Origin of the sequence: Colwellia sp. RSH04 (assembly GCF_003545765.1) — a bacterium.
In the GTDB taxonomy this organism is placed as follows: domain Bacteria; phylum Pseudomonadota; class Gammaproteobacteria; order Enterobacterales; family Alteromonadaceae; genus Colwellia.
The window spans coordinates 1-18,955 of sequence record NZ_QXIO01000011.1 but is presented as its reverse complement, the minus strand read 5'-3'; the positions used below and the strand labels follow the sequence as shown (position 1 = coordinate 18,955).

Below are 18,955 nucleotides of genomic sequence, written 5' to 3'. Positions count from 1 at the left end.
AAAAATTTATTCTGATTTAACAACCTTAAAAAAAATCTTAATAAACAAATAATTAAGAAAAAACCTAAACAAATATTTAACTAATCACTGTTTAGAAAAATTCTCTTGCCTTTTGATGTGATAGTATCTACCCGATCATGGAATGATTAATTATCAATCGATAATAAAAAGTAAGGAAACTAATATGGAAACAAATGTTTTAACAAATAAGGCAAAGTCCTTCTCTCCCATCACTTCACAAATAATTAAGTTATTGGTGAAGTGATGGGAGAAATAAAGCACAAACTATTTCATGAAATCCTCAATGAGGACGAGCGTATTCAACGCTCAGTATTGGGTGAAGTGTTTAATACGGTTGATTTAACCGCAGACTTTACTAGTGCTACAAAGATCATTGAACGAGTGTTTCAAGTTTATAACGTTGCCTCCAACATAAATGACTTGCCCTATGGGTTAAAAAAAGAATATGGAAACATTTGTATTCAGCTAAAACGAGCGATTGATACCGATTGTTTTCAAAATAGCACTCCTTCAATTAATACGCATAAAAATGAAATTCTTCTTCGGATAGGGGACTATCCACTATCTGCACTGCTCGCAGCACCAATATCACAAACCAATAAAAATCAAACGAGTAAAAAGTATCTACTCGACTTATTAACTTTCATACTCATTGAGGTAAAAAGAAAACTGCCTAGCAACGATAATAAAATTATTGAAAATGCTGCAACACTTTTACGTAAATATGCTGAAGGCGGTACTTTCCTAAAAGGTGGTGTTAAAGAGGGCTCACTAAGTTTTACTCAAATTGGAATATTGATCGAGAGAATTAGGGAAAAATCTTGGATTCCTTTTGAACGACAATTTGCCAACACCTGGTCAAAGGTATATGAGTTACTAAACGAACAAAAGTATGCTAACGAAGATGATAAAACACCTTTTGTGTTACTCAATAAAACAAAAATAAGACAGTACATTGTCTTCACAAATGATGACGATATTGATGCAGAAGATGCGTTTAACGAAATGGTTGAAGTCACATCAGTAAATAAAGAGGTCAGTTTTCAAACTAAAAAAGCGTCTTACTTATATGGCTGTCAATTATCAACGCCTGAAAAAATGCATCTACCTTTTAGGACTAACTCACTCTCTAATAAAGAAGCAAAGTTATTAGTCGAATTTCTAAATAACCAATTAACTAGCGGAGAGCAAATATCTGTATCTATTCTAGTTTCACTCGTTGTGTTGACATCAAGGAACATAGACTATTGTCAAGATCTGAAAATTTATACGAGCGTTGATACCACAAAACCTGATGAAGACTTTATTGATTTAACTCAAGGCGTATGGGTACGTAAAAGCATTCAAATGCCGATGTGTTATTCGCCAAGTGCCGAAGATAAGGGTTTCTTAAAAAGTTATCAATCACACGTTAATCTCCCCTTGCCTACGGTAATTAATAACGCATTAATTAATTTGTGTGGAGATAGAAAATATAATGGCTCGCCATTAAAGAATATCCTCAAACTTAACGGCTCAGCCAATGAGGATGTTTCGAATATATTAAACAAGTTTGCTAGTAATCAGTACATCTATCGAAAAATAACTGCCGCCGCATGTAGAGTACTTTTGTTTGATAAATTCAATCATAAATTTGATGGAGCATACGCATCTCTGATTCTGGCAAATACCGAATACGACACAACAACGTCACTGTACTATATCTCTGCCTCAGTCGATAAAATAGCAAATGATTATGTTGAAGTAGTAGAAGAACTGGGGTTTGAGTTCATAAATGCATCGGCAATAGTCCCTCAAGATATAAACTTTTCAGGCAGTCAAATGCCATTAAATATTGAAAAATTAGCGTTTCTTTTAAAAAAACGTCGACAAGAATTACTCACCTTGATTGATACAGAAAACCTTAGCATCGAAGATATTATCTCACGATTCAATGCCTTTTCTTGTTACACAACGCTGCTGTTTCTGGCAGCAACAGCTCATCGCCCCCGAATAGAGTTTGGTTTTACAAAATACACTATTGATGAAAAGGCAGGCTATATTTTACTCTCTGATAAAGCCTATCATCATGAAAATTCATGTCGAATAATTCCGCTTTGTGAGTCAATGAAAATACAATGGCAAGCATATAGAAACTTTGCAAAAGTAACAGCAAAATTACTAAAGCAAAAAGAACCCGATTTAGCTAAGAATATTGCTCGTATTTATGACGACTATGATTACAACCAACCTTTTTTATGTCTTATTGATAATAACAAACACATTAAGACCATTGGCAAAAGCGATGTCGAAGTCTATTTAGCACCTGAACTCAATTTGCCACTTAATTTTTTTAGACACCTTTGGTCTTTTAAAATTCGAGAAAATGGACAGTATGAACATTTAAAATCATTGATGGGACATATCGGTAGTAAAGAGCATGTGCTCTCCAATTATTCTTGTGCTTCAATATCAGACATCACTTCAATGGCAGCACCAATAGAAGCTTTATTAACAGAAATAGACTTGCAGCCTATTAATATCAAACCAATTAAAGGTCCTTGTGTTCAAGTGCCAATAAATCAAGAAGTCAAATCTTACATTCCTAATCATTTACAAAAAACACCGGAAATATCGGTAAGAGAAAAGTTGCTATGGGTAAGAGCTCTTATCAATGCTGAGCTTAAAAACTTAAAGAGTGATGATACCTTTGAAGCAGCTAGAGACAAATTAATAACTCAAGCTTTATCGGCATGTAATACAAAAATAAAAAAACATGAGCGCATTTACTTACTAAACCGTTATTTGGATAAAATACATAAAAACAAGACATGGGTTGGTCTACAAAACACTTTTAACGATTTACATATGAGCAACGATGTTATTCATATCATGCGTCAAAGTAATAGCCTTCATAAATCTATCCGCGATTGGATAAGAAAACAGGCTGTTAATGAAGAAACAGCTAACACTCATTTAGTAAAAATATGGCTCAGCCTCATTATCTACAGTAAATTGAACGTACCATTTACCAAAGAAAATTTGCTAAAAATCATCCAAAAACCTTTTTTGGAAAAAAGTATTTGTTTCTTTGAACTAAAAGACTTCAATGACAGAAACACTCGAGTTATCGTTGATACCAGCACACTGTTGTTAATAAAAAAACATAGCGACTATAGAAACGCATCTCAAAGTATCCCTACCTTGAAGCACCTATTTAAATCCTGTATAGGACAAATATTATCAACTTTAAGCACAAGAAAGGAAGCTAACTTTGTTAAATTAAAGGCTATTGATGATGTAGCAAAGTTTATCTGCCTCTCAAGAAATGATGTTAATTGCTCGCTTAGTCATGCGTATCAAAATAACAAAATTCAAACGACTAACCTTCCACCTCAAAAGCTAGCAAGGTGGCTGTCTGATATACCACTACACATTAGCTCAAGCACTGAATTTACCGATAATGATGGACTTATTGGTTGTTATGAAGCCGAATATAATAAAAAAGCTAATTATAAAAAATCATTAGGCTTGATCAAGGAAATTAGTGCCGATTTAACTGCTCAAGGTATAAGTCATGATCCTAGAGCTAAAATCAAAAGGCGTATAATCTCTACTTGGGCAAACTACATAGGAAATCAAGAAGAAAATAATGTAAATGCACTAGTTCAGCAATCAACTGATATCGAAGATGTCGTGATAGCCACTATCATTTGGTTAATAGAAGTATCTATTAGGCCAGGGAGACAGAAACGAAAATCAACAGCTTTAAGTACAGTACAAAGTTATTTGTCTGTTGTAGCCAAACCACTGTTAGAGCATGCACACAGCACGTCATTCTTTTCCCTTGATGCTCATGAATATGAAGAGCTTTATATTCAAACACTAGATTCTCGTAGTAAAAAAAGTCGGATTCATCGTTCAGGTATATTCAGAAACTTTCACAATTTTCTTCAACAACGATTTGATGTCAATACTGTCGATTGGTTTGAAATAGAGCCTAACATCAACAACAAAAACTTGCCAAGTGACGCAAATATTATCTCATTCAGAGAATACCAAGCAGCATTAACATTACTTGCTAATGACAAAGAGTTAGACGAATACAACAGAAACATAAATCAAATTATCTTAATGCTCTGTTATCGAGGAGGGTTACGTACTGGAGAAGCTTGCTTTTTACACATAGATGATATTGATATCTATGACTGGGTAATTCATGTCAAAAGTTGTTATTTACACCGGTTAAAAACCAGAACGTCCAATCGCCGTGTTGCAGTATCATTACTTTTGTCTGATAGTGAAAAAACATTAATTAAAGCGCACCTAGAAACTGTCAAACAATATTACCCTGATAATGAATCTGCTTGGTTATTTAGCGATAAAACGAACATGCATAGTGCCAAATCACTGCAAGTAAATTTAGATCGTATTAGAGAAGCACTGAGACTAGTTACTGGTGATAACACGTTAAAACTAAAGCATGCCAGACACAGCTTTGCAAATTATCTGATGTTAGTTATGAATAATAGCTTTTACTCATCCAGCATTAATCAAGAGATTAAAGCATGGGCTCGTACTACTGATTTAGACATATTTTCAAATAAGTTAAAAAATATGCTTATTGGCAACTCTTTTGAAAAAGAAAAAGTAATGCATGCTATCGCGCTAATCATGGGTCATGTTAGTCCTGAGACAACCTTGAGAAACTATATTCATACATTAGATATTTTTTCTGCTGCTGAAAACGAGAAGTGCATTGACAGATCTGTATCTATCAGTGAACTAGCTAACCTCACTGACATATCAAGAACAAACGCATATAAAATTGTTGATCGTATGTACACCAAGGACAAGTTAAGAGGCTATCAAGCAATTAAAGACCGTATAATCAGAAACTTTACAGAAGTACAAGGTATTGAAGTAAAAACTGTTGCTAATGTTGTTGGGTTGAGGTCGTTAAAAGTCAAATTACCTAACCAAGTCATTCGAGAGTTTAATGATATCGAAAGAGTTATCAGGCTCAAGGAAAACTCTCTCACTACATTAGATATTGCCAAAAAGTTACATGTAGATTTTGCCTTTGCACAGGGTGTTGTTGATTCAGCTCTTAACATTATGCTGAAAAATGGCTATCGCGGCGTAAAACTAGAGCATAACAATGAATGTTTGCTGTTTGAAATTAACAGTAAAAACCATCAAACATATTGCAAATTCATACGTCAAGATGTATTTCAAGCGCTTATTTCAAAACTGGCTAAACAAACAGAAAATATAGTACAGCTTGAAGAAATTAGTCAGTTCTGGCTTAAAAACTACACTAAAGAAGGTTTACTAATAGATAAAACTAGATCTGATGACTTTCTCCAGTTTATCGAAAAACTTGACTACAAAACAAATCTGATCCATGAATATTGGGTGAAAACAGCTTTTGGAAAGCGAAAAGGTGTATTAGCCAAGTATTTTCCAGCTAACTCACCAAACAGAACAAAAACTGATAACAGAATTCAACATCTCCTATTTTTATTAACGCTTTGGATAGATGTTAATAACTCTAGCCGTAAGGAGGCAGCATGAGTATTGAAGTTAAAGTAAACTATATTGAAAAGAATGATGCTGGACATTTAAAAATCACTCAACCTAAAAAGTTTCATAAAGATGCTAAGTATATTGAGAGCATTTTTGAAATAGAAAAAAAACGATTTGTTGGGCACGAAAAGTATAGCTTGTGTGTTTCAAATGAAAGTATCTCACTACAATTTGAAGAAACTGATTATGCCTCTCAGTTAATCCCACCCCCTGATCTATCAAAAGAGATTTTTGACTATATTGCTAACGATATGGCTATTGTTGATCAGTATGTGGAACATGTTAAGAAAGGGGAAGAGACAGAAGCTTCTGAGCTTGATCGAGAAAATAAAGGACGTATTTCAAAACTACAGAGCCTTCGTTCAAAATTAAAGAGTGAATCACTGGAATTAACCCATGAAAGTGGTAAGAAAGTTGAGATTTTACCAAGCCCTAAACTGGAAAGTAACGAAGGAAAAATTATTGAAGATAAATTGTTGTTTTGCACAATTAACACCCCTGAATTCCTCAAATCTCGTAGTGCTACTTTTAAAACGACGAATGATCATAAAAATGTCGTAGCAGAGCTAGCTGTTCATAAGCCCGAACTCTGGGATGATGTCATTGAACTTGGAAAAAACAGGAGATTAGTTGATATAACATTGCGCTATAAAACACCAAGACCTAACGCCAAAAGCATAATAGGAGAATTAATTTCAATTGAAGAGTCTAAATTTATAGAACAAGATCTTTTTTAATTTTCCTGAGTAAGGAATGTATTAAATAGTTAATTAAACTAAACAACCACCGTCTAAAGACGGTGGGTTAAAAACTCGATTTCAGAGTATGCATTTTACTTAGTTGAACGACTCAAAAGAGTGTATCTCTTCAATTAATACAGCTCTCATTCTCAACACTTATATTACGAAGTTCTTTGTATCCTTTACCAAACAAGGATTTCAGCTAAATAAACACTACAAAATCCGATTCAGCTTCATTTGAAACGTTCTAGTTCGATATTGGAATGATCACACAATCTGTCGGCAAAGGCCAAGTAACAACTTTACAGCATACTACCTGGTCTGTTATTTAGTCATAAAGTAGTCTAACAATTGAGCTTATAAAGCTAGTGGATTATTGAAGTACTTTTAACACTATGCTGAATATCTGTATCATCAAAATGATCAAAATCATCAAAAACTAACACAACATTTTGAGCACCTTCTGCTCGAACACATGCTTTGCCGATGGCTAGCCTTAATTGCTCAGAAACATTTCTGGGTGGTAGGTGGCAAAGGGCTGAAAGTAATTTAGTTGATAACTTACTAGAGAAATAACTTTCAAGCTTCATGTCAGCTAAACACTGTTCATATATGCTCTGGACTATTGCTTGCATTTGGTTTGGCGTAGGTGCTTCAATTTCTATATTCACTACACGAGACTTTAGTGCCGGCTTTAGTGATTCAAAATCATTGGTGGTGGTAAAAATAATAGCGCCAGATAAATCTAACTCAATGTTCAAGAAGTTTTCTTTAAAGCACTTACGCTGCTCTCGTTCAAAAAAGGAATACAGTGGCTGAATGATACTTTCTTGATGATTATCTTTAGCCATACATAGCTCATCAATGAGTATAATGGGCGATGCTGACTTTGCCTCAAAGCACATAATTCTGCCTATCGCCCCCAAATCAGCATCGCCATATTGAGGGTTACCACCACAGAGCTCAAATCGACCAGTCATGGCGGCAGCATTAATGGTAAAAAACTCTAACGCTAGTGTTCTTGCAAGGGCATTAACAAATTGCGTTTTACCAATACCGGGATGACCTTGCAAATTAATGACGGGTAATGATAATGGTGTTTTTGTTAATAAACTTACTTGGCAGGCAGCATTTACTTGGGCAATCACAGACTGAAAGTTAGGGAATGATGTCGCTAGCGATGATAACGAGTTAACTGTATTATGCTTTGCATAATACAGTGTTTTGTTTGGCCCTAATGCTTTAAGCTCCTTAAGTTTTGGCATGTCCTTCGGTTTTCTGTGTTTCATTTCAATCGCTAGCCTTTCTTTGGAAAAAATAGAAGTTAACTCAGGTTGTTTACCACCATTCTCTTCAAACTTATTTTTACTCTTTTTCTGTCCAGTTAAGCTATCACTAAAGATAACACCCAAAATATCTGAGACGGTTGCTAATACTGATATGGTTACTTCGAAATTTTTGAAAACGCTCATTATCATCTGTTGTACTTCTACCACAAACTCGGGAGTAGGTGGCATCTCTTGTATTGTACTAATAAGTGACTTGAACCCTTTTTGCTGCTCAAAGGACATAAAGCTAATGATATCTTGTAAGTGATTTTCATCATCGATATAACAACAAGCTGTTGCCAATGAGAATGAAGTGATTGAGGTCATCATGTCAAAGCGCTTTAAATTATCTAGTTGCGCGTATAGTTTGAAGTGACAGTAATCATATTGATTTTTAGTTAAATGGCTCATGAGAAATACCTATAGGTGAAATAAGAAAATAGAGAAAGGGAGACACAGTGACATCTCTATCACTATGTCTATGTGGGAGTAAGTCTATGTGTAGCTGGCTACAAGTAAAATGTTGTCAGTGAGCAAAATACCACCAGATATTCTCAATAGCAGTTGCTGACCCGCAGGTAAACAAAAGTCAGGAATTCTTTGGTTCAATGCTTGCGCAAGATTAATCTTTTGATTCTCAAAATTTAACTCATCATCAAACTCCTGTGCTATCTCTTTTAGCGAGCAAAGCGACACTTCATCCTTATCACTTGTTTTAAGTACAAGCTGAATGTTACTGATAAATGGGGTTATTTGTACCGTAAGTAGAATTTGAGAAAACGTTGCATTACGTTCGCACTTGATATCAGTGAGTTCAATATCATGTTGGCTTGCTTGCACACTAGCCTCTATCTCATCAAGATAGTGTGAGTAGCGTTTGTTTAGCTCAGTTTGGTATTGCAGTGTCCAACATCCAGGTAGGGTATCCTCAAACTTCATAGCCCATTGCTTCTTGCTCAGTGCATCAGGGTTACTCTCACTGTTTACTTTGATTACACTGCTCAAAAAGGCGGTATTCTTTTGATTTGATAAAGGTGAGTTGGTATTTGTCATGAGTTTTTCTCCTATGATTAAGCTATTTGTGCAAGTGAAGTAGGTGTATAGTGCGCTGCAGCACTTGCTTTATCTGCTATCTGAAGCTTTGATGCAATAGTTGTTATTGCTTCATAGCCATAGCGACTTCCAGGGCTTGCACAGGTAAGAATATGGCGAAGTAGTAAAGCACTTTGAGGCTCAAATTTATCAAGCCTTGCAAAAGCTTTAGCACATATTTCCAACGTTAATTCATCATGGTCGACTAAGCTCCCTAAATGTGTTCTTTGACCATCTGCGGACAAGGTTTTTGTTTTACCTATGTCATGAATTAGTGCGGCGATAATGGCAATATCGCGCTCAATTCCTTTAAATTGATTCTCCCTTAACAGTGTTTTGGCTACATCAACGCTGTGGGCGAGTAAGCCACCCGTAAAGTTGTGATGGTGACGCAGACTTGCAGGACACTGAAGGTAATTAATACCAACATCGCTACTGACTAAAACATCCGATATAAATCGACTTAAATGACGTGAGGAGAGACTATCAACCAAGGTTTTAAGCGCTAATAGCGTTTCAGGTGCTGGGCAATAACAACTTGGCAGTAAGTTTATGCTTAGCAACTGATTGCTCACACTACCTAGTAGTGATTGCAAAAAAGCGCAGCGAACATACTGATGGCCATCTACATACTTTAAGGTCGCTTCAATATGAACAATTGAGTTAATTGTTAACTGCTCAACGAACTCATTCATATTAAAGCAGTAGACATTAATACTGGTACTGATGTCTGAAAGCTTGATTATCCAATAAGCTTTACCTGATTTATCAATACGCTCAGTACTTCCAACAAGTTTGTATGCACCTTTAAAGCGTTTAAAAGAACTTACCTCAGTCAATAAAGGTTGAATAGATTGTTCTACAGTTGCTGGCATTAATTGGGTATAAGGTGAATTAGTCATGATTTACTCCTGGAAGGTTATTTTTAAGAAGGTTTTCAAATGCACTGCCGTCATTGCGTGTTAGATTGGGTACAAAACGTGAGTAGACCTGAAAGAGCATTTGCGTATTCGAGTGCCCCATTTGTTTTGCAATCCATTCGGGTGACTCACCACTTGCAAGCCATAAGGTTGCTGCTGTATGCCTTGTTTGGTAGGGTCTACGTTTTTCTAACCCAAGTCTTTTGAGCAGTGGATACCAAATACGTTTAGTTACGTTGTTATGGTCAATGGGCTGACCTGATGTTGTACAAAACACATATTCAGAAAGCGTTTCGCTTACTTGTTTTTGTGTTTTTAGCGCATCATAAACAGGTTGGCTCATTGAGATTTCACGTTGTGAAAAGTCATTCTTGGTATAGTCACACTCGCCAGCAACAATCGTTTCACGGATTTTGATTATGCGGTTGGAAAAGTCGACATACTTCCATTTTAAACCGTCAACTTCACTTGTACGCATACCCGTTAAAAATCGAACTAGATAGTAACGTCTATAGTCACACCTGACGGTAGAGACTATTTGGTTTACTTCTTCAAATGAAAAAGGGTTTACATCCGTTTTTTCAATCTTCAATGGCTTGATTCGGATAAAGGGCGTGTTAAAATCATGACGATCGGCGGCTTCCTCAAATACTCTACGCAATGGATCCATTATTTTATTAATGCGATTATTACTCAGGGTTGAGCGTCCATTTCGTCCCGGTTCTTTGGCGAGAGAGGTACGAAATTTAAGTAAATCAGCGCGAGTGATGCTGTCGATCTTTTTCCCTGAAAAGGCACGCAAATAATACTTTTTCTTCATGCTTTCCATGTTCTTAAGATGTGAAGGTCGCCATTTTAAAATGCTTTCTTCAAACCATTCAGCAAGGAAGTTTTCAAAAAGTGGCACGTTATTCTTAGCTCCCCCTGAAATCTTTTGTTCATCGAGAAAGAGCTTTTGAGCAACTTTGCTTGCAGGAAAGTGAGCTAAATAATCAAATTGTCCTGTAAGCAGTTCAGCATTAATTTGATCTAATTTTTTTTGTAAACGACGGCGATTCACTTTTGTATCATTTAGATTCGTTTTCTCTCGGTAACGATTTCCTTGAAAGGTAAAATCAAAATAGAGAGTTTTTGTATCTTTACGTGATGATAATTTAGCCATGATTTACTACCTCCATAGGTTTATCGTATGCAATTGCTAACGAGTCATGAGCAATGTTTAACATGTCACTTTCAATAGCTTCCCAAATGAAAAGTATCTTTCTACGACCAAATGGCCTGATGTAATGCTTTCCTTCAATTAAACATGCATCGAGTAATTCATTACGTATTGTCCTCGCTGTGTAATGAATCCGCTCGGATAGCTGATCTGTTGTAATATAAGTGCTATACTTTTTACTGCTCATATAAACTACCTCTAAGTTAAGTTTATCAATATAAATGATCATATATTTAATCATTATGATTAAATATATGATCATTTACTGGGCTTTGTCAATAACTTTAGGTATATTTTTGTTCTATTAGGAGAAGTAGTGTTACGTTTTAAAGTAAAAGAGCTTATTGCAGACAAAGAATTTAATGAAGAAAGAAAGGTTACAATCGCTGAAGTTGCGGAAGCGTGTGGAATGAACAGAATGACTTTAACAAAAATTTGTAACCAAAAAGGGTACAGTACTGTAACTGATAACCTTGATAAGCTTTGTGATTATTTTGACTGCAAAATTGAAGATTTAGTTTTTCGTGTACCAAATGATGTAGAAGTAGATTTAAAGTAACACTGAGAAATTAAGAGAGGGAAGCTCAAATTTACTTTCTATAACTAATATTTGAGCTGTTTTATATTAGCTGTTACATGCATCTTTTAAGGATTTACCCGCTTTAAAACTAGGTACATTGGAAGCAGCAATTTGAATTTCTTCACCTGTTTGTGGATTACGGCCTTTACGAGCAGCACGTGCTGAAACCTTAAATGTACCAAAACCCACTAGTGCAACATCGCCGCTATTAGCTAATTCAGCTGAAACCGCACCTATTAAGCTATCTAATGCACGACCTGCAGAAGCTTGAGTGATATCAGCACCTTCAGCGATTTTATCTACTAATTGACCTTTGTTCATAGTTATTTTCCTATTTGGTTTTTATTGTTGTTTTAATACTAAGCAAATATGCCTATGTAGAGCAATAATTATTGAAGCATAATTCTGATTCTATGGCGCTCTGGGGCACAAAGCGGTTTAGGAAAATGATCTCTTTGACTCAAAATTAGTGGAACCGTTGCTCTTTTAAATTATATTGAATTTATTTTTTTTGAATGATAGTCTTAAAAAATGCAAACAAACACTACATTCAACTTCATTTCAATTTCATGGTGGCGTTCTATTTTATAGAGCGGCGATGAATCATACCTATTCAAAGCTGTCGGAAGACCGTTTATGAATATCATAATTTATGTCTCTGATAGCAATATTAATCAAGAGTCATATTATGCGCAATACAATACACAACACTAAAAAAGAAAAAATATTAACTGGTGATAGAGCAACAGGTCAACTTCATCTCGGGCATTTTGTTGGATCGCTTCAGCAGCGAGTAAAATTGCAACATGAGCATGAGCAAACCATTTTGGTCGCCGATTTACAAGGCTTAACTGATAACGGTCACAATCCTCATAAAGTATCTTCCAATATTTTAAATGTAGTCGCTGATTATTTGGCTGTCGGTATTGATCCTCTAAAAACAACTATTTGTTTACAGTCGACTATTCCTGCGCTGTCTGAATTAACAATGTATTACTCAAATTTAGTTTCTGTCGCTAGATTACAGAGAAATCCAACTGTAAAAAATGAAATAGCAAGCAAATCATTCGGTAATTCGATCCCAACAGGCTTTTTGACATACCCGATTAGCCAAGCCGCTGATATTACTGCGTTCAAAGGAACTTTAATTCCAGTTGGTGATGATCAACTACCAATGATTGAACAGACAAATGAGATCGTTAGAAAATTAAATCATATCGCACAGGATGATATTCTAGTGGAGTGTCGCCCATTATTAAGTAAAGTACCTCGTTTGCCGAGTTCTGATGGTAAAAGTAAAATGTCTAAATCTATGGGTAACTGTATTCTTTTAAGTTCAAGTGAAAAAGACATATCGAAAGCAGTAAAATCTATGTATACCGACCCTAAACATTTAAACGTAGAAGACCCCGGCCAAATTAGTGGTAATGTTGTTTTTACTTACTTAGATGCATTTCACTCTGATCCAACTTATATCAATGATTTGAAAGCTAGATATCAAAAAGGTGGGCTAGGTGATGGAACAACTAAAAGAATTCTAGAGGAGTGCTTACAAGATTTATTAAAACCATTGAGAGAGCGTAGGGAAATATTTATATCAGATAAAGCTCAATTGATAGATATTCTTCGAATTGGTAGCCAAAAATCTCAAGAAGAATCAAATCAAGTTTTAAATAATGTCAAACGAGCATTTGGCCTTAATTTATTTCATTTGTAAAAAGTAAACATGCTCAGTATATAAAAACAAGGGCAATGAGTTACCTGAACTAATAGATTTTTTCTATCTCGGTTTGGGGCACAAACCGAGATAAGAAAAATGACCGCTCTGTTCGCAAAAGGGAAGCTTCGCGTGACTTAATCTATACTTCAGCTCCTTAGCCAATTGCCGACATTAGCTTTTGTGAAACCACGATAATAATCAGCGAATTGATAGCCAAATATTTCTGAACATTTGTGAGGCTGGTTTAAGCTCATACCCGCCAGTCGTATTCCATATCAGAACGCTAACCTTTGCCACACTGCTGACCTAATTTAGTCCTCAAAACCAAGGCATTTTAGGCTAACAAAGACAAACAACGGTCATTCAGGCCTTTTGTAGTGAACACCTGATTCAGAAATAACCCCAATCATCGAAATCCTTTCTCTGGAGGCGCTCTCTGCGCGTAAATCGATCGTTTTGTTTTCTTTCCCATGAAAGCACAGAAGAAGCTTATTAATCGCCTACTTTTTCAATTTCTTGTTTTATCACCTCTTCAAACGAATACAAAAAGCCATAACTACCTGAAATGGTAAGTTGTGATTGTACGGCGACCAAAGGGCCGTTCTCTGACAATGGTGCATACAGCGCATCAATGACGATGCGGTCAATGATTGCTAGGGTGCTCGGACGAAACGAGTCGAGGTTGGTAAAACTCAATCGTTTAAATTGACGCGTTTGTTTGTCGATTCCGACAAAGGCAACCAGGTACTTATCGAAATTTACCTCTGCCTGTTTATCGGTATTCTTTTCAGGTTCATTGGTTGAGTAAATATCCATATCACCTTTAAACACCCAATAGTCCGGCTCCTCCTCAAAGTAAGTTAAGTTAAGCTTATCGACAACGGCAGGTGTGAGCATAAACGGGTTAGGTAACTTCACCTCTGCTAACGACTTGCCGACGATTGACAGAGTTGCCCACTGCATACCGTTCGGCTTTGATGGGTCAAAACGCAACGTGGTTTGATTGCCTTCTGTGTCAGAGAGTTTTTTGTCGTAAGGCACTGCCAGAGCTAATGATGTATTTTCTCTGTTGTTGAGTGCCAGCGTTGCTACACGTAAAGCTTCTAATGCATGATGGGGCGCTGTTTCATCGAATGATGCTTTCACATTAGTTGATACAGCAAAGCAGATACACGCAGACAGTAAAAGCGCCACGTGTTCGCGCCAATACCGAAAAAAAGGAAATGATAGAATGTGCATGTTATGTACCTTTGCGAAAACGCAGATAAGTAAAGCGATAAAAAAGGGTGATCACAATTACACTAAAGATAGGTGTAAGCAGAACTATCATCGTGCGCATGCTTTCAGGAAGTACGTGATTATTGCCAAGAAAAAAGACGGTAGTTGCGAGCAGCATTGACGAGCCGACCCGTGTCAGATGACGATGAATGTGGTTGTCTTCGCTCGTTTGGCCTTTTTTTAGCCATTTTATGTCACCCAACATGAACACACTTACACACACGCCAATAAACGCATACGCCCCATAAGGCGGCTCTGTTTCTGGGGGGCTCCAGTTCAGTGCGGTACCGAGAAAAAACCATGCAAAGCAGGTTAAACAGAGCAGCACACTGAAGGTTAGTTCACATTTTGCAACGTGTGTTCTATCCCGAGCTGAGTGCCAGACAGCTAGCCAACCTGTTACTACCAGATAAAGTGCAAATGCAGAGAGCAAGAACGTAAACTGCAGTTCTCGAGCATAAGAGAGGTAAAATCCACTTAGGCTCAGCAGTAACATCGTTACCATAAACATCCTGCCTGATTGTTTGTGCACTGTACTGCCTTTTTTCACTAGCAGCGATGTAAAGCCTGCTATTACAGCGCCACAGCCAACAACAAAGTGCAGTAAGGCAATCACACTCATTGTGTGAACTCTGCGCGACTTTTGAGTAAGGCAATCCCCATCCAGATAAACCATACAATCTGGCTTACGCCGAAAGCGTCTTTCATTTCTGGCACTGACTGCATAACAGTGAGGATACCGAGCACACCCACGATGACGCCAAAAATATGCAGTCCTTTCGCAAGCTGTGCGGTTTTTAGACCGAAGATACTTAAAAGCAACACCCACATGCCGCCGATCAGTTCAATGCCGCCACCTAAGCCTTTTACCATGGTGGTATAAACGTAAAACAGGGTATCCGCGTGTGAGTTGCCTTTGGCAAACAGAGTAAGCATGGTATGCATGCCGGTCAATGCAATCATACCTGAACACATCATAAGCACGACCCAAATAAAGCCGAATGCGCTTGCTGCATTCATCAGGTGCGATGAAGAAGTAGTAAGGCGTGTGTGCATCGCTTGTACCGCGATTAAAAGCAACGTTCCGAATATCAGATAACCAATAATGTAGGCCAGACTGAGCATGGATTCCTGTGTAGCTATGTAGGCAATTTTGTCGTTGACAGACTCTGACTGGGGAATGGACAGAGCGACACCGAAGATTAAAAACATACCCACATAGCAAAGTGGCATCGCGAAAAATGCGCTTGCGCCCCATCCCATTAGTGAGCGATTTGATACATTCTTATCAGTGGTGTTGTGATTCATGGTAACGATTCCTTACTACTTAACAGCTCGATTAATGTGCTAATAATAAGGTGTACGGTGTCCTGATTCGTCTTTTCTACATAACTCGGACAGTATTTTTGCTGTTGACGCGCTACCATGTTAGTTTCATTCGACGGCTCTGGCTGAAAAAAAATAGGAATAGATTTGTGTCTGAGGTTTTCTTAGCAACACTGGCGCTCGCGGTAGCCGGATTTACGTTATTGTTGATGCCGCTGCAAATGCCCTCACCGTCAAAGCGCCCATTTATGCTGGTACTGTTTTGTCTGGGTATGTTATCTACAGGCCCAATCATTTTTGCGTTTGTGCCTTGGCTGATTCAGCTGTATATCAGCCTTTTGCCTTTACTGTTTTTCTTGCTACTTCCCAGTTTGTGGTTTTATCACGCATCACTGATATCAGAGCATCAATGGCGGTGGACATCAGCACTGTGGGCGCATTTTCTGCCACTGCCGTTTGCGGGCATGCTGGGATGTGCTATTTTCTTTTTACCATCGCCCTCTTTCATCGCCCTATTTTTCTCAGAACAAGGTAGCGATGAGCGTTATATCCATCTTCTCTCCGGTGCGTTCTTTGCAGCCGTTCTCATTTGGTGTGTGTTAAGCTGTATTTACGTCGTTATGTTGCTAAAGCGAACGGTCAAGTACCGACGTCAGCTAAAAAATGTATTTTCAAATGAACAAGGAAAAAGCCTCCGCTGGTTTAGTGGTGTTACCCTGCTTGTTGTGTTCTCCTGGGTTTATTCACTGATTGTGTTAGCGCTTGAAGACCGACTGAAGTTTATTGGTGTGTCTGAAAACGGCGTGCTGGTGTTGGTTGTGATCATTGTCTGGGTAATGTGTGCCAATGGGTTAGGGCAGCGACCCGGCTTTGAAAACAATCCACCGCCCGCGACGGTGGCAACCGAGCAACAACCCAAAAAGGCGTATGAGCGTTCTGCCTTAACGGATAGTGACTTAGCCGCTATCGCAGAGAAACTTAACCAGGCAATTACCAGCGAAAAGGCACACCTAGACCCCGACTTAACGTTGGCGAAACTCGCTGCAATGGTACATAAACCGTCGCAATACGTTTCACAAACCTTGTCGCAACAGCTTGGTACAACATTCTTTGACTTTATTAACGGCGCGAGAATAGATGACGCCAAACAAATGCTGGTTGATACAGACGAGTCCGTGCTGGATATCGCGTTAACTACAGGGTTTAATTCACGCTCTTCTTTCTACAAAGCGTTTAAACAGTTCACTGGCGTGACACCCAGCCAGTACAGAAAAACGCCAGTAACACAATTATGATAAGCATTTGCCTGACCTATTACGGTAAACTGAGGGGGCTTAACCGCAGTAGTGTTTTATATAGTTTAATTCTTTATTGGGTTAGGAAAATTGTTATGATTTTATCTGCTCTTATGAGCGGTGTTATTGAGCCACAATTAGCTGAGCACTTTTCCAAGGCAACCGATATTCAGCAGAAGTTTTTAGGGGCCTTTTTTTACTGACGATTGAAATGAATCAAGCTTTTGCATACTTTGCAGTGTTCTGTTGGTCTGGAACAATATGTTTTTGGGCGTTCGACATGTTTCATCAAAACAAAGCTATTAAGCTTTTCGGCATATTCAGTCTTTTGGCTGCATTATCAATATTAACCAGTTTGCTTTTCGGATGGGTTAACCTTTCTGTAACAGGTATGACAATAATATTAATTGTGATAAGCGGCTGGAAATTGGGGATCGCTTGCTCTATTTATTTTCATACTTTTTCAAAAGCATGAAATGACACTTCAAATTTTCAGGGTCCATTATTAGTAATAATAGGTGAGTTTAAACAGTATCAGATAAGGGGATCTTGTCTAGCAACTTGAAACCTTAGTAAATGAAAATCACATAAGAAGCGACTGGCAGCCATGCGCAAGGACTGGCTTGACCGGCGAAAGCTTTAAGGAAGCTGCCCTTCATTTTCTTAAAAATAAATAACTTATTTTAAATGTACGTGAACCCATTTTTTTAGCTATTCCAGATTGAAATTGGAGCAAATGTCGTAGATTGGCGTGTATTTGTCGGGACAAACTTCTCGCTTATTTCGATTACATTTTTAATATTGAAACCTGACAGAGCAACAAATCAGGTTGAAAAAGGAAAGAGTGTGCAACTATCAACACAGAAACTTAAGCAAGTTCGCGGAAATAAAGGTTGGTCTCAAGAGGTTCTAGCTAAAGCTTCAGGTTTATCGCTACGAACAATTCAACGAATTGAATCTGAGGGAAATACCTCTGCTGAATCAGCGTTGGCCCTCGCATCCGCACTTGAAGTGTCACCTAATCAATTGCAATCGTCTGAAAATCCCATAGAAGTTAACTGGACTAGGAGAAAGATTATGCATAGGTTGATAGCGCTAATTGTTGTATTGAGTTCAATATTTACACTGTTTAATTTGGCTGCTACGCCATTAAACTACGGCAATAAGGTTGTTTTTTTCTTTTTGGTTACCTATGTAGCGACGATAACTATAGTGACGTTTGGTGTTGAAGGATTGGTAAAGTCGATAAAAGGCCTTAAATACCTTTTCGCTTCTGATATTGTAGGGGGGCAACCAGGCACAACTTTTGGCTTTGATTTACAACAAGCAAATAAGTTTCTGCTACGCCTCTGGTGTCATAGCTTTTTTAGTCGGGGTAGTAGCCATCCATAGTAATATGAATCTAGAAAACATGTTGGGGAGCACTGCTGGATACGCAGTAAATGCGCTTTGCTTGCTGTATTCTGTTTTTCTTTCTGAATGCATTTTAAGGCCACTAAAAACTAAACTCGAAAATTGTGATTTATCAGCTTGCTAAAGTAGCGAAACGCAAAAACCACTGGGGCAGAGTGAATTTTTTCCATTGTAATTCTTGATAGACGACAGTCCGCTTCACGTACAAAGTGATCGTTGAAAACATTCAATCCCAACGTCGCCTTATAGCACAGAGAAGTCATAAAAACTAATTTGTGAAATGTCCGGTTTCGTATCTTTGTTAACATTAGGCTAGTGAGAATAGGATACTTCTTCAGCTAGCCAAAAGCTGACCTTAACCCTTGAGTTACTAAAATTAGTTCAGCAGAGCCTAAAATCGACAAAATGCCTTTATGAAAGAAACCGCAACCTAATCTAAGACCTGGCCTCTGCTA

15 protein-coding genes are annotated in these 18,955 nt (G+C 37.6%); 6 read left to right on the top strand and 9 right to left on the bottom strand.

Going from position 1 to position 18,955, the window contains the following annotated elements; all coding sequences use genetic code 11:
- Positions 1 to 264 precede the first annotated feature (264 nt).
- Together D1094_RS15400 and D1094_RS15395 are read left to right on the top strand one after the other, a co-directional pair.
- The gene (locus tag D1094_RS15400) at positions 265 to 5,577 is read left to right on the top strand and encodes a site-specific integrase (protein ID WP_118961006.1); all 5,313 of its coding nucleotides are present in this window, start codon (positions 265 to 267) and stop codon (positions 5,575 to 5,577) included.
- The gene (locus D1094_RS15395; RefSeq protein ID WP_118961005.1) at positions 5,574 to 6,326 is read left to right on the top strand and encodes a hypothetical protein; all 753 of its coding nucleotides are present in this window, start codon (positions 5,574 to 5,576) and stop codon (positions 6,324 to 6,326) included. The genes D1094_RS15400 and D1094_RS15395 overlap by 4 nt, the downstream gene beginning before the upstream one ends.
- Before the next feature lie 368 nt (positions 6,327 to 6,694).
- Here the strand turns inward: D1094_RS15395 and D1094_RS15390 are convergent, their stop codons facing one another.
- From D1094_RS15390 to D1094_RS15370, 5 genes are all read right to left on the bottom strand, one after another.
- A complete protein-coding gene (locus D1094_RS15390) occupies positions 6,695 to 8,068 on the bottom strand; it encodes an AAA family ATPase (protein ID WP_118961004.1) in 1,374 nt (457 codons plus the stop codon).
- 84 nt (positions 8,069 to 8,152) lie between these two features.
- Positions 8,153 to 8,710, bottom strand: coding sequence for a hypothetical protein (locus D1094_RS15385; RefSeq protein WP_118961003.1), 558 nt, complete (start codon positions 8,708 to 8,710; stop codon positions 8,153 to 8,155).
- 17 nt (positions 8,711 to 8,727) lie between these two features.
- On the bottom strand, positions 8,728 to 9,651 hold the full coding sequence (locus tag D1094_RS15380; RefSeq protein ID WP_118961002.1) for an HD domain-containing protein: 924 nt from the start codon (positions 9,649 to 9,651) through the stop codon (positions 8,728 to 8,730).
- A complete protein-coding gene (locus D1094_RS15375; protein WP_118961001.1) occupies positions 9,644 to 10,831 on the bottom strand; it encodes a tyrosine-type recombinase/integrase in 1,188 nt (395 codons plus the stop codon). The genes D1094_RS15380 and D1094_RS15375 overlap by 8 nt, the downstream gene beginning before the upstream one ends.
- Positions 10,824 to 11,075 (bottom strand): hypothetical protein, encoded by a 252-nt coding sequence (locus tag D1094_RS15370; protein WP_118961095.1) that lies wholly within the window; start codon positions 11,073 to 11,075, stop codon positions 10,824 to 10,826. The genes D1094_RS15375 and D1094_RS15370 overlap by 8 nt, the downstream gene beginning before the upstream one ends.
- A 129-nt stretch (positions 11,076 to 11,204) precedes the next feature.
- Here D1094_RS15370 and D1094_RS15365 point away from each other — a divergent pair, with 129 nt between their 5' ends.
- Positions 11,205 to 11,447, top strand: a complete 243-nt coding sequence (locus D1094_RS15365; RefSeq protein ID WP_118961000.1) for a helix-turn-helix transcriptional regulator — start codon at positions 11,205 to 11,207, stop codon at positions 11,445 to 11,447.
- 66 nt (positions 11,448 to 11,513) lie between these two features.
- Here the strand turns inward: D1094_RS15365 and D1094_RS15360 are convergent, their stop codons facing one another.
- The gene (locus D1094_RS15360) at positions 11,514 to 11,789 is read right to left on the bottom strand and encodes an HU family DNA-binding protein (protein ID WP_118960999.1); all 276 of its coding nucleotides are present in this window, start codon (positions 11,787 to 11,789) and stop codon (positions 11,514 to 11,516) included.
- Positions 11,790 to 12,156: 367 nt separating this feature from the next.
- Here D1094_RS15360 and trpS point away from each other — a divergent pair, with 367 nt between their 5' ends.
- A complete protein-coding gene (gene trpS / locus D1094_RS15355) occupies positions 12,157 to 13,185 on the top strand; it encodes a tryptophan--tRNA ligase (protein ID WP_118960998.1) in 1,029 nt (342 codons plus the stop codon).
- Positions 13,186 to 13,680: 495 nt separating this feature from the next.
- On the opposite strand, the gene D1094_RS15350 is transcribed toward trpS, so the two are convergent.
- The 3 genes from D1094_RS15350 to D1094_RS15340 are packed head-to-tail and all read right to left on the bottom strand — an operon-like array spanning position 13,681 to position 15,774.
- Positions 13,681 to 14,427 carry a hypothetical protein gene (locus tag D1094_RS15350; RefSeq protein ID WP_118960997.1) on the bottom strand — a complete coding sequence of 249 codons (747 nt, stop codon included), beginning with the start codon at positions 14,425 to 14,427 and terminating at the stop codon, positions 13,681 to 13,683.
- A gap of 1 nt (position 14,428) precedes the next feature.
- On the bottom strand, positions 14,429 to 15,088 hold the full coding sequence (locus D1094_RS15345; protein ID WP_118960996.1) for a hypothetical protein: 660 nt from the start codon (positions 15,086 to 15,088) through the stop codon (positions 14,429 to 14,431).
- A complete protein-coding gene (locus D1094_RS15340) occupies positions 15,085 to 15,774 on the bottom strand; it encodes a hypothetical protein (RefSeq protein ID WP_118960995.1) in 690 nt (229 codons plus the stop codon). Before D1094_RS15340 ends, D1094_RS15345 begins: the two co-directional genes overlap by 4 nt.
- Before the next feature lie 167 nt (positions 15,775 to 15,941).
- On the opposite strand from D1094_RS15340, the gene D1094_RS15335 reads away from it, so the two are divergent.
- Both D1094_RS15335 and D1094_RS15325 read left to right on the top strand, forming a co-directional pair.
- Complete coding sequence (locus D1094_RS15335; protein ID WP_118960994.1) at positions 15,942 to 17,087, top strand: AraC family transcriptional regulator; 1,146 nt, start codon at positions 15,942 to 15,944, stop codon at positions 17,085 to 17,087.
- 846 nt (positions 17,088 to 17,933) lie between these two features.
- Complete coding sequence (locus D1094_RS15325) at positions 17,934 to 18,479, top strand: helix-turn-helix domain-containing protein (RefSeq protein WP_182440211.1); 546 nt, start codon at positions 17,934 to 17,936, stop codon at positions 18,477 to 18,479.
- The last annotated feature ends 476 nt before the right edge of the window (positions 18,480 to 18,955 follow it).

What these genes read in the sequence shown, in the direction of transcription:
- D1094_RS15400 (WP_118961006.1), top strand. Translation starts at nt 265, where the DNA reads ATGGGAGAAATAAAGCACAAACTATTTCATGAAATCCTCAATGAGGAC.
- D1094_RS15395 (WP_118961005.1), top strand. Translation starts at nt 5,574, where the DNA reads ATGAGTATTGAAGTTAAAGTAAACTATATTGAAAAGAATGATGCTGGA.
- D1094_RS15390 (WP_118961004.1), bottom strand. Translation starts at nt 8,068, where the DNA reads ATGAGCCATTTAACTAAAAATCAATATGATTACTGTCACTTCAAACTA.
- D1094_RS15385 (WP_118961003.1), bottom strand. Translation starts at nt 8,710, where the DNA reads ATGACAAATACCAACTCACCTTTATCAAATCAAAAGAATACCGCCTTT.
- D1094_RS15380 (WP_118961002.1), bottom strand. Translation starts at nt 9,651, where the DNA reads ATGACTAATTCACCTTATACCCAATTAATGCCAGCAACTGTAGAACAA.
- D1094_RS15375 (WP_118961001.1), bottom strand. Translation starts at nt 10,831, where the DNA reads ATGGCTAAATTATCATCACGTAAAGATACAAAAACTCTCTATTTTGAT.
- D1094_RS15370 (WP_118961095.1), bottom strand. Translation starts at nt 11,075, where the DNA reads ATGAGCAGTAAAAAGTATAGCACTTATATTACAACAGATCAGCTATCC.
- D1094_RS15360 (WP_118960999.1), bottom strand. Translation starts at nt 11,789, where the DNA reads ATGAACAAAGGTCAATTAGTAGATAAAATCGCTGAAGGTGCTGATATC.
- trpS (WP_118960998.1), top strand. Translation starts at nt 12,157, where the DNA reads ATGCGCAATACAATACACAACACTAAAAAAGAAAAAATATTAACTGGT.
- D1094_RS15350 (WP_118960997.1), bottom strand. Translation starts at nt 14,427, where the DNA reads ATGCACATTCTATCATTTCCTTTTTTTCGGTATTGGCGCGAACACGTG.
- D1094_RS15345 (WP_118960996.1), bottom strand. Translation starts at nt 15,088, where the DNA reads ATGAGTGTGATTGCCTTACTGCACTTTGTTGTTGGCTGTGGCGCTGTA.
- D1094_RS15340 (WP_118960995.1), bottom strand. Translation starts at nt 15,774, where the DNA reads ATGAATCACAACACCACTGATAAGAATGTATCAAATCGCTCACTAATG.